The organism is Pseudoalteromonas sp. HM-SA03 (assembly GCF_002289345.1).
Classification (GTDB): domain Bacteria; phylum Pseudomonadota; class Gammaproteobacteria; order Enterobacterales; family Alteromonadaceae; genus Pseudoalteromonas.
The window spans coordinates 19,977-31,695 of record NZ_NSDG01000099.1; the positions used below are offsets into that span (position 1 = coordinate 19,977).

Genomic DNA, 11,719 nt, shown 5'->3' on the forward strand with positions numbered 1-11,719 from the left:
ACTTGAGTCTGTGCTTAGCTCTGTGACGTTAAGCATTAATCAAATATTACACCCGGTAATCCTCCTTATTTAACATTTCGAGCCGATTTCCGTAAGCTTGGGAGCCATTATTGTGTGTTAATTCGCGTTAAAGTATTGTGATTGGTTTGTTTTATTGTTGAGGTTTGCACGCTAAAATTTAGTTGGCATTGTTAGCTTATCCTCATATTACAACTATTCAGGTCCTATTCCATCTTCATGCTCCTGTGACTATCCGCTATGAATAGTCTAATAAAACAAACAAGTACTTAGTAATAGATAAAAGATAGCAATATTGATTTTTTTCATGTTATTGTTTTTATTGGTTTTATTTTTATTTTTGGTATGTGGTTAATCGAAATAATGCGTAGTCATGAATGGTAGGGTGGTAAATAGGCTTTTTACGCTTAAAGTAGATTCATCAACTCGAAGCTCGATATAAATTAAACTCAAAAATTGGAAATAAATATGTTCTCTACATTAAAAAAACTAGCGCTAACAACTCTACTTATTTTAACTACTGTATCTGTAAATGCTTATGAGCAAGATACTAACAGTCAAGATAGTGCGACAGTAACGGATGACTTTGTCGTCACACCTGCATGTCCTAATTTTCCAAAGTGTTGGCCGGTTCTTCCTCCAACATCAACGTCACAACATAGCGCAAATAAAGAGTAAAACGATCTCATCGAAGAGACTGATTACATCCTATTTCTAATGTTGAAAAAGTGGAATTAGGTGATGTACTCAGTAGTGATAATGTTACGGAATGAACACTATTAAAAAATATAATTAAAAATCAATTAAAAAATTACACAAGGATATAATATGTTTTCTAAAATAAACTCAACAGCAATGAAATCACTTTTTATCGGCACCATGTTTTTTATTCTATGGGCGCCAGCAAAGGCTTCTGAGCAACCTTATTACACGAATGGCGCCAACACCACAGGTGCCCCAAATGGTGAGATTATTACTCCAAGTTGTCCAAACTTCCCTAGGTGTTGGCCGGAAGATAATTTAACGGAAGAGTAATAATGACACTCGACTGCCAAGTTGATACTTACGTTCGGTAGTTGGATTCTTTAAAGTCAGATAGTAAAAGGTTGAGAAAGGCGTTTTAACACCTATGATCGCTCTAGCTCGTTGTCCTCTGCAAAACGATATGTGATGCAGAGGACACTTTATTGTATCGAGTTAAAAATAGACGTTGTAAAGGTCTGTACTCGGTGTTGCTCGTTGCAGTAGCAATAGCTTTTGTTCGCTCGGGTGGAGTTGAAATTTTGCGTAGAATGCGTATTTCAGTAGAGAAGCTCGCTCAGACTTGCCTGAATTCAAATCCGTACGAACTAAGTCATACTTATAACCGTTTGAAACAGAATAATAGACGTATTGAGAAGTGAGGTGCCAAGAAATATTAGACGCTAACTCTAGCTTTGCTATCGGTTTACTCTCTTTCATTGTGTCTAATGGTGCTCGATATAATTGGCCATCAGTGCGCTGATAATATAGGTACTGTCCTTTGGGATCTTCTTTTGCACTGATTACATTAGAAAGCAGTGGCTCTGATTTACCGTTGTTGACATCTTGGCGGACAAGCCAAAACTGGTTTCCTTCTTTTCGTGAGAAGTAGATTGAACGTCCATCATTGCTCCAGCTCGGGTTTTGAATATTTTCTAACTGAGTGGTTAGATAGTGTATTTGTTTGCTATTGATATCTAAGGTAAATAGTTGGCGGTCTAAAATGCCGAGTATGGAGTGGTGTTTCGGGTGATACTCCAGGTCGCTTATATTGTGATGCTTAGCAAACTCGGTTAAAAACTCCATTTTTCCTGATGTTGAATAAGTAACGATTTGTGGAATATTGTCATATTCATAGCGGAAAACAATGCTATTTGAGTCTGCCAGATAATCGGGATGCCCCTCTTTTCCTGTAAGTGAAAACTCAAATAAGTTATTGATATCATTGTTAAAAAATGGGTTTTTAACTTCAATAATATCACGTGCATTTTCTTCTTCCTTACCTACTAGCAAGCAATGTTTTCCGCAGGTACTGTAAATTGAAGATAGCCCAAAATCGGTTTGCACTCGGGGAGTGAGCTCATTTTTCTGAGCGTTAAAAAAGAAGATTTCATTATTATTTGAAAGATAAAGACCTGAACCGCTTTCATCCCAAACGATATTTTGCGGTATAAAGTCAAGTACGGTATTGCTCTGCACTTTTCCTGAGGCTAACTCTAAAATGATCAAGTGTGTCCGTTGATAATTTGAGTATCTTAAAACGCCAAGGCGTGATCCATCTCCTGAAATTGCTGAAAAGTAATCTCCATAAGGATTAAAGTCTGGGTAAGTTATCTGAGTTAGGCGTTTACTGTTAATATCGATTTTAAAGATGGTATTTGGGTAATCCGATTGCTTTTTCAGGGAAAAGTACAGTGCGCTATCGTCTGGAGCCCAGGATAAATTTGGTTGAGATGTATCATACTCATAGATCACCTCTTCCTTAGAAACATCCATCGCATCATTTAGCGATAAGATAACTAGTTCCACATGATTGCCTTTTTGCTTTTGCGCAGCGATTTTCTTTCCATTTTTAGAGAATTTAGCGGAATAGTAATTAGCCTCACCTGAGCTTAGCCTTTTGGTAACGTTGGTTGACAAAGACTTAATATATAAGTTAAAAAAACCCGACACGTCTTTACGATGAGAGTAGACGACCATATCCGATTCTTTGTGGTAATCCGCCCAATCCTCTTCACCTGACATACTGGTGACTGCTTTTACTTGTTGTATTTCTTTTGTAGTAGATTTCAAAATATAAGCGTAAACCACATAACAAGAAAACGCGAACACTATAAGTAATATAAACAAATGCTTAGCTTGATTTTGAATAGTTTTTTTAATGTTTTTATTATTAGGGTTTTTAATGTTTCCAGCGGTGTGATCAGCGTCGTTACCTTGTGTGACCGTCTCGATATTTACTTCGGCAATAAGCAGGTAGCCTTTGCTTGGCACGGTTTTTATATAGGTAGGAGACTTTACATCGTCACCTAGCGCATCTCTGAGCTTTTTAACCACTCGGCGAATAGCGTTGTCTGAAACGATGCGCCCATCCCAAACATGATCAAGCAGCTCTTTTTGGCTTACATAGTCACCTTGGCGCTTAACCAGATAGCATAAAAGCTCCATGGTTAAGGGTTCGAGCTTAATTACTCGCTCAGCTTCATTCACGGCATTGTTGTCATACAAGCGTGTTTTTTTGAAATCGATCTGAAATTGACCAACTGTAATTTGTTTATCTTCTAACCAAATTGCCCTGTTAACACTATTACCATTCATGATTGTATTGTGTTTATTTAATGTGTTTTTTTGTTACCGACCAATGTAACACATTATAATGGGAAGTGTTTTGTCTTTCTGTGCTGATTATTCAATTATCTTGGCTAGTTTAGTTTTGTTCACCGTGTGTCGTGCACAAGGAACAGGTATTGGAAAGCGAAGATGAGCATAGAAAGAAAACATAGGATTATAAAGAAGGCACTATTATTTAGTAGCCTATCAACTATGGTAATAACCAGTTGCGCTAGTTATTGGTTATGGGATCGACTGAATTCTGCTCTGCCTTTATTAAATGGTGAAGTTAATCTTCCTCATGTTGAAAATGAGGTTGTCATAGACAGAGATAGAAGCGGTGTGCCATCTATTATTGCACAGACAAGAATGGATGTATCTCGAGCAATGGGCTTCTTACATGCTCAAGAGCGCTTTTTTCAAATGGATTACCTGCGTCGAAAAGCGGCTGGGGAACTTAGTGCGCTGTTTGGCGAGTCTTTTGTTAGTGCTGACAAGGAAGCTAGGCTGCATCAGTTCAGAAAGTCTGCGCGACAAGCTTATGATAGTTTAGATGTTAGGCACAAAGCATTACTTGATGCATATGTCGAAGGCGTAAATGTTGGGCTTGAAAAGCTAGGCAGTGCCCCATTCGAATATACTTTGTTACAAGCATCACCAAACCTTTGGCAAGCGGAGGATTCATTCTTAGTCTCTTTTGCCATGTTTATGGAGATGCAAGGCCATGATTACCGTAATACGCTTTATCTAAATAAGTTACGACAAAACCTACCACAGGCACTGGTTGACTTTCTGGTGCCGCTGGGTACGCCTTGGGATCAACCATTAGATACACAACATCTTGCAGCTATATCTATTCCTAGTGCTGAAGTTTACTCGCTAAGAAGTGCTACTGACACTAACCAAGACATCTTGGCGTTGCATGAGCACGCTGATTCTTTATATACAATGGCGTTACAAGATAGCCCATCGGTTGTTGGCAGTAATAACTGGGCTGTGTCGGGCGAAAATACGAAATCCGGCAAGGCTTTAGTTGCCAATGATATGCACTTAAATCTTAATGTTCCCAATATTTGGTACCGAGTCGACTTTTCTTGGCACGAAGCGAATGAAGACCGCAAATTAACTGGTGTTTCCCTACCTGGCCTACCGCTGATGATTTCGGGCAGCAATACGCATATAGCCTGGGGTTTCACTAACTCTATGGGAGATTGGTCTGATTTGCTGCGGATCCCTGCAGATAAAGGCCAAGCGTTAGTCACACATGTTACACAGCGCATTGACGTCAAGGGTGCTGAGCCTGTGGAGTACGTCGTTGATGTCACTCCGCACGGACCTGTCGTTGAACGTGAACAGAATGGCGATTTACTGGTTTTACGTTGGGTCGCCCATTCATCATCTGCAGTCAACTTAGGGTTATTAGAGGTTGAGCGTGCATCTAGCGTTGATACTGCGCTGCCTTTATTCAATAACACGCATATGACACATCTCAATGTAGTAGTGGGTGATGAGCAAGGGAATATTGGCTGGACGATGTTAGGGGCACTGCCAAAGAGAACGCATTCAGTGTGGGCTCCCATCGACTATGACAATAAAGAATATGATTGGTCAGGGTACTTAACAACTGATAAATATCCGAAACGTGTTAATCCTGAATCAGGTATTATTTTTACTGCTAATGCACGAGTCGTTTCAGGTGATGAACTAGATATTATTGGCCGTGAAAACTATGCCCTTGGTGCGAGAGCGCAGCAAATTCATAACGGTCTCAGAGTGATGTATGAGCCTAGTGAAGCTCAGATGTTGCGTACACAGCTCGATAGTCGCGCAATATTTCTCCAGCGTTGGCAGTATCTGCTGCTGTCTATTATGAATGAAGAGTTCATGACCAAATACCCTGAATTGGCCGAATACCGAAAAATTGTCAATAACTGGAATGGTAAAGCACTTAAAGACTCCACCGGTTATTTGTTGGTCAGGGCATTCAGAACTCAGGTCGCACGCCGAGTTTTTAGCGGCATTCTTAGTGGAGTTAATGAAAGTAACCCTGACCTAAATGTTTTTGACTACTTCAGCTTAACCAACCAGTGGGAAAGGCCGCTATGGAAGTTAGTCAATGAGCACCCTGATCATCTCTTAAATACACATTTTGAGTCTTGGCAAGCTTTGTATGCCGATGCTCTGACTTTTTTGAATGACCACTTTAATAACACTCATGGCTCGATTGCGAGTGCCAAATGGGGTGACTACAACAAAGTTGCTATTTCTCATCCTGTTGCTGGTGCTCTGCCACTCATTGGGAAATTTTTTAATATCCCTGAGTACGGTGCTGACGGAGATATCAATATGCCCCTAGTACAGGAGCAAAGCTTCGGAGCCTCGATGAGAATGGGTGTGACACCAAGTGAAGAGCAGAGTGGGTTCTTTCATATGCCGGTAGGTCAAGCGTCCAATCCAATGTCGCCATACTGGATGGCGGGACACGACGACTGGCAACAAGGAGTGTTCTCGCCATTCTTGCCACAGGAAACCGTTTACTCGCTCAAGCTACTCCCCGCTGAGTCTAAGGAATAAGCCATGAAAAACAACAATAAACTCACAGAGGGTAAGGGTATGATGCTGACATCTGCACAACTCGATATTTATCTGGATCAAAAACGATATCCAAGCTCACCAAACTATAACATTGGTGGAGTGATAACAATTAAAGAGCCTATTTGTGTGGCCTCCTTTCAACAGGCTATGGCGCAACTAGTGGCTGAAAACGATATTTTTCACCTCTATTTTCAAGAACAGCTGGGTCAACCAGTTCAGTGTCGCGCTGAAGTTGCGTGTAAGTTCGAATATCTTGACTTTAGTGCTGTTTCTGATGCGAAAGAACAAGCTAAGCAGTTTGTAAAAACACAGCTAATGCAGCCTTTTGATTTATCTAAACCTGGTTTATATCAAACCTTCTTGCTCAAACTAACGAGCGACGAGTATTGGTATGTACCGATAGCACATCACTTGATTACCGATGGATTTGGTTACAGCAACTGGTTTGATACGTTGTTTAGATATTACTTGGCACATAAAGATGGAAACAGCGTTGTTGAGCCTATCCAGCTGACGCAGTTTGAGCATGTTGTCGACTATATAAATCACAATGTGGATATTAGCGTGGCAACTGCAGACTTCTGGCAGCAAAAGTTCAGCAGCCAATTACCAGATAGAGTGTTTGTTCCCAAAAAGCTAAATAAACCCTTGATGCATAATAGCTTTTTTAGCCAATATGCGATTAAACAGGCTGATTATACTAGCCTATCTGAACTGGCAAAAAACATGGGAGTTCGTATACATCATCTGTTTATGGCAGCTATCTCATGTTATTTAAATCTTCAATATCATACATCTGACATTATTTTGGCTTTGCCGTTTCACAACCGTGATAAAGCCACCATGCGAGCAATTGGCGGCATAGTCTCTGTTTTACCAATGCGTTTTGGTATCGATCAGCAGTGGACCATGGCTGACCTTGCGAGTGAGATCCGTACGCAAATGCGAGATGTCTCAAAGTTTAAGAAATATCCGGTAAGTAAAATTGTTGAGCATGCTCGTCAGTTGAAGCCTGACCTTGAGCGCTTATTCGATGTCCAGTTCAATTATCAAAAGCTAAATTATAAATATGCAGACGGTCAGATAGACGCCGAATCAGAGTTTATCCCTCCCGGTGTGGAAACCACGCCTTTGTTATTTAATCTTTGTGAATATGGCGACCATCAAGACGTGATTTTACAGATTGAAGCAAATCGCGCATTTTTTGATGAATCCGATGTGGCAGTCATATTCGAACGTCTGTTTGCTATTTTGGAAGCTATACGTCACAACCCAGAACAGCAGATCTCAGGTTTTAACTTTTTCAATGAACAGGACTTTCAGGCTTATCAATCGCTAAATGGCAACTCGGAAGCGTGTGACAGTAGTAGCCTAGTGCAACGTTTTAATCAGCAAGTAACAGACCGCCCAAATAGTATTGCGCTAGTTGTTGGTGAATCTACTTGGACTTATCGCGAATTAAGCGAAAAAGCGGTGCAAATAGCTGAAGTTTTAACGTCACAAGGGCTCCAATTTGGTGATCGTGTAGGATTATGCCTCGACCGCAATGAGAATATGGTTGCAACGTTATTAGCTTGCTTATCTATAGGCGTAACCTATGTGCCACTTGACCCTTCTTATCCGCCTGATCGTCTGACCTTTATGTTTACTGATAGTCAGGCTGCGCTGTTGGTGACTGATACTCAGGTATTGAAAACGACTCCGATTGATGCAAAACGTACGTTACTTATTGACCAATTGACCGCTAATATAGAGGCGCCAAAGCAGCGTAGCCTTCATTTTTTGACAGAACGCGAAGCTGTGGGTGCTTATATTTTATATACCTCAGGGTCTACGGGTCGCCCTAAAGGCGCATTAATTGCTCAACGTAGTTTAGACAATCTCATTGGTGGCATGGTCGCGCGCCTTGAACTTACAGAAGCATGTCATTGTTTAGCTACAACAACGATAGGGTTTGATATTTCGACTTTGGAAATATTTGCCCCTTTGGTTGTTGGTGGCAAAGTCACGTTGGTTGGGCATCAGATAGGTAAGGATGCACTTAAACTCGCAGCGTTTGCAAATACATGTGAGTACAACTTATTCCAGTGTACTCCAACGATGTGGCAAGCCTTAGTTGAGGCTGGTTGGCAAGGAAATGCTCAAGCGACATTGGTCACTGGTGGTGAGCCGCTTTATCCAGCACTTGCAGAGCAAATGCTGTTGCGATCGAAACGAGTTATTAACGGCTATGGGCCAACGGAAGCAACCGTGTACTCCTTGGTTGAAGAGGTGCATAGAGATAAAGATGGTATACCAAGTTGCCGGTTATCAAGATCACTTCCTAATTACCGTCATTTTGTTGTCGATACTCGAGGGCAACTAGCTCCGGTTGGTGTGAGTGGTGAGCTATGTATTGCGGGCGATGGTCTTGCGCTTAAATATATAGGTCGACCTGATATTACCGCTACTCAGTTTGTCCACTTACCTGCAGTAGCCAACGAGCGACTTTACCGAACAGGGGACTTAGTCACTTTACACCGCACCGGTGAGATTGAGTATTTAGGTCGTATCGATCATCAGGTGAAAATCCGTGGTTATCGTATTGAATTAGGGGAAATTGAAGAAAAGCTATCGCAACTGACTGGTATTAAGCAGGCGGTGGTGAACACGCATGGTGAGCGAGGCTGTGATGTAAAGCTGGCTGCGTATGTCATCATGGAGTCTAGTGCTGCACTTGATGTTGAGGCCATACGTACTGCGCTTGCAGCTGAGTTACCTAACTTTATGGTGCCTCACTTTTACACCGAAATGGATGCATTTCCATTGACTTCTAGCGGCAAGGTAGACCGCAAAGCGCTGCCTGAACCTGTACATCGAGAAGTTGAGTTTCTTGCAGCAACAACTGACACCGAGCATTTGTTAAGCACGATTTGGCGGTCGCTATTTGAGCGAGATGTAATCAGCGTGACGCATAATTTCTTTGAGTTGGGTGGTCACTCTTTACTTGCCATGAAGATGTTTGGTCAGATAAGGCAAAGATTACGAGTGGATCTGCCTCTTGCTTGCATCTTTGAACAGCCAACGATTAGGCAGTTGGCGAGCAAAGTCGATGCGATGTTGGAAGATCAATCATATAGTCTGGCGACTCGCAATCTGACTAAGTCGGACATCGAACGTGGACACCCTTTATCGCGCTCTCAACTGTCAATGTGGGTGATTGATAAGCTCAGTTATGGCACGGCGCAATACAATATGCCCGGAGTCTTTTCCATTACCGGGGCATTGCAGGTTAGTGCATTACGGAATGCGTTAGCGCAGCTAGTTAGCCGCCATGAAGTGCTACGCACAGTGTTAATTGATGATGATTATACGGCTAAGCAATACGTGCTCGAAGACTATAGCTTTGATGTGCCAATGATAGACCTCTCGGGTAAACAAGATGTGATGTCCAGTGTTGAACATTTTGTTGAAGCCGAAGCGAATATGCCTTTTCAACTCGATGTGGGTTTAAAAATTCGCGCCAAAATTATTAAAACTGCGCCGGAACATCACTTTTTACTACTGACTTTGCACCATATTGCCGCAGATGGATGGTCTATCAACATCTTAACCGAAGAGCTTAAGGTGCTTTATCGCAGTGTGTTGAGAAATGAAGCTGCTGAACTGCCGACTCTGGATATTCAATACAAAGATTATGCTCATTGGCAACATCAAAACATTCAGGACGGTTTACTGGATGCGCAATTAGAGCATTGGCTTGACTTTTTGGCTGATCATCCACAAGTGCATGGGTTACCGTTGGATTATCCTCGACCAGCACAACCTTCATTTAAAGGGCGTAGTTACAAGTTGACTATTGATAGTCAAATGCGCTCGCAGTTACAGGCTTTTTGCCAGCGTAAAGACATGACGCCGTTTATGGTACTACAGCTTGTATACGCCCTTTTAATCGCAGAGCAAAGCGGCGAAAGCGATATCCTAATTGGCACACCTGTAGCGGGTAGAAATCATCCTGATATAGAAGGATTAATAGGATGTTTCACTAATTCAATAGTACTTCGCAATAGGATCGATCTTAGTCGACCCCTTGAAGACTTATTGGCCGAGTCCAAACAGTCCGTGATGTCTGCTTTTGATAATCAGGATGTTCCCTTTGAGCTATTGGTAGAGCGATTAAATCCCGAACGCAACCAAAGTTACAACCCGATCTTTCAGCTTTGGTTTGTTTACCACAGTCAACAATTCAACCCGATGACGTTGGACAATTTAAAAGTTGAGCTGGTGGAGCCTCATACTCCTAGTGTTAACTTCGATCTTTCATTATCGGTATACGAACAGGAAAGCACACTAACACTGGATTGGGAGTACCGCCCTGAGTTGTTTAACGTCGATACGGTAGCGCAATACGCCGCGCGCTTTAAGGCTATTTTGCAATGGTTCCTTGAAGGGTCTGACACGTTAACTCCTTTGACACAAATGTCCTCACAAAATATTGAAGTGCCAATCGTTGAGCAAGGAGTGTTTGCTGCACGAGTGGTCGCAAATGCTACCTCCAGTCCTCAGTCAACGGCAGTGGTAAACGAAGGACAAACAGTTGCTCAGCAAGCCCTGTTTGCAAAAGTTAGACGCATGCGCGCTTATTTAGATGCTCAAGGCGTAAAACCAGGTTATTCGGTAGGGGTTTGTTTAGAACATGGTTTGGCTTTATTAGTCACGCAGATGGCCTGCTTATTCAGTGGTATCACCTTTATCGTATTAGACCCAGATAGTGATACGCAGACGATAGATGAAGCAATCAAGCGTTTTAACCTGGAATTCGCGGTTACGCAGCGTCATTTAGGATCATTCTTAGCTGATACCCCGATAAAAGTGTTGGATACAACAGAAGCGCTGGCTTTTAAGGTACCGACAGGGTTTCTTGAGCCAGAAGCAAAGTTATCGATTCAGCCTATTTGTATTCTGTATCCGGGATCCGATAACGAAATAGCACTAACACAACACGATCTCGTCATGCTATCGGGCAAGCTCACCAATGAGCTTCAACCACAGCAGAGCCACAGTAATAAGTTTATTTGGAATGCATCCGTGTCTTTCGATTGCTCTGTCATGGCGCTATGTCTAATGAGTATTGACTTCGAATTACATATCGTTGACACCAAGACACGATACTCAATTACTGAATTGAATGATTACTTAGCATCTCAACAAGTAAACCTGATTGAGCTGACGCCTGGGTACTTAAATTTAATGAACAGCCAAACTGGGCTTACGTTTAATCACACAACGGATCTGCTTATCAATGGTACAGAGGTGGATACACACCTGACTGAAATCCTAGCGCAATATCAAGCAACATCAGATGCCAAAGTGATATCAGTCAACGCACTTTTTGAAGAGTTCCGCTTAATCAAACTTAACCAGCTATCAGCGTCAAATCAGCGTCTTGGCAGTCTTGCACAGACTCAAAGCAAAGCTATGCAACTGCGCGAACGCATTATAGATATTTTGCATGATATTTATGCATCGTTACTAAAAAAAGACCAAGTCAAAGTCGATGCAGGGTTCTACGAATTAGGAGGTAATCCATTACAAGTACAGGGTTTATGTTCATCTTGTGAACAGCATTTTAACTTGGGACTAAATGTGTCGACATTTGCCAGTGGTCCCTCTGTTAGCCAATTGGCAGAACTAATCTCATCCATTTTTAACAATCAAAGTATGGCCAGTCCAATGATGACAGCTACTACTTCGCTGCAAACTTTAAGGAAATAAC

The 11,719-nt window shown here is 41.9% G+C and carries 5 protein-coding genes; 4 read left to right on the forward strand and 1 reads right to left on the reverse strand.

What is annotated here, in order from left to right:
- Nucleotides 1-486: 486 nt before the first annotated feature.
- Together CKO50_RS18900 and CKO50_RS18905 are read left to right on the forward strand one after the other, a co-directional pair.
- Nucleotides 487-696, forward strand: a complete 210-nt coding sequence (locus CKO50_RS18900) for a hypothetical protein (protein ID WP_095729405.1) — start codon at nucleotides 487-489, stop codon at nucleotides 694-696.
- A 150-nt stretch (nucleotides 697-846) separates the two neighbouring features.
- A complete protein-coding gene (locus tag CKO50_RS18905; protein WP_095729406.1) occupies nucleotides 847-1,053 on the forward strand; it encodes a hypothetical protein in 207 nt (68 codons plus the stop codon).
- A gap of 162 nt (nucleotides 1,054-1,215) precedes the next feature.
- Here the strand turns inward: CKO50_RS18905 and CKO50_RS18910 are convergent, their stop codons facing one another.
- Complete coding sequence (locus CKO50_RS18910; protein WP_095729407.1) at nucleotides 1,216-3,357, reverse strand: winged helix-turn-helix domain-containing protein; 2,142 nt, start codon at nucleotides 3,355-3,357, stop codon at nucleotides 1,216-1,218.
- A gap of 162 nt (nucleotides 3,358-3,519) precedes the next feature.
- On the opposite strand from CKO50_RS18910, the gene CKO50_RS18915 reads away from it, so the two are divergent.
- Together CKO50_RS18915 and CKO50_RS18920 are read left to right on the forward strand one after the other, a co-directional pair.
- The gene (locus tag CKO50_RS18915) at nucleotides 3,520-5,943 is read left to right on the forward strand and encodes a penicillin acylase family protein (RefSeq protein ID WP_095729408.1); all 2,424 of its coding nucleotides are present in this window, start codon (nucleotides 3,520-3,522) and stop codon (nucleotides 5,941-5,943) included.
- A gap of 3 nt (nucleotides 5,944-5,946) precedes the next feature.
- A complete protein-coding gene (locus CKO50_RS18920; RefSeq protein ID WP_095729409.1) occupies nucleotides 5,947-11,718 on the forward strand; it encodes a non-ribosomal peptide synthetase in 5,772 nt (1,923 codons plus the stop codon).
- Nucleotide 11,719: the final 1 nt, after the last annotated feature.

What these genes read in the sequence shown, in the direction of transcription:
- CKO50_RS18905 (WP_095729406.1), top strand. Translation starts at nt 847, where the DNA reads ATGTTTTCTAAAATAAACTCAACAGCAATGAAATCACTTTTTATCGGC.
- CKO50_RS18910 (WP_095729407.1), bottom strand. Translation starts at nt 3,357, where the DNA reads ATGAATGGTAATAGTGTTAACAGGGCAATTTGGTTAGAAGATAAACAA.
- CKO50_RS18900 (WP_095729405.1), top strand. Translation starts at nt 487, where the DNA reads ATGTTCTCTACATTAAAAAAACTAGCGCTAACAACTCTACTTATTTTA.
- CKO50_RS18915 (WP_095729408.1), top strand. Translation starts at nt 3,520, where the DNA reads ATGAGCATAGAAAGAAAACATAGGATTATAAAGAAGGCACTATTATTT.
- CKO50_RS18920 (WP_095729409.1), top strand. Translation starts at nt 5,947, where the DNA reads ATGAAAAACAACAATAAACTCACAGAGGGTAAGGGTATGATGCTGACA.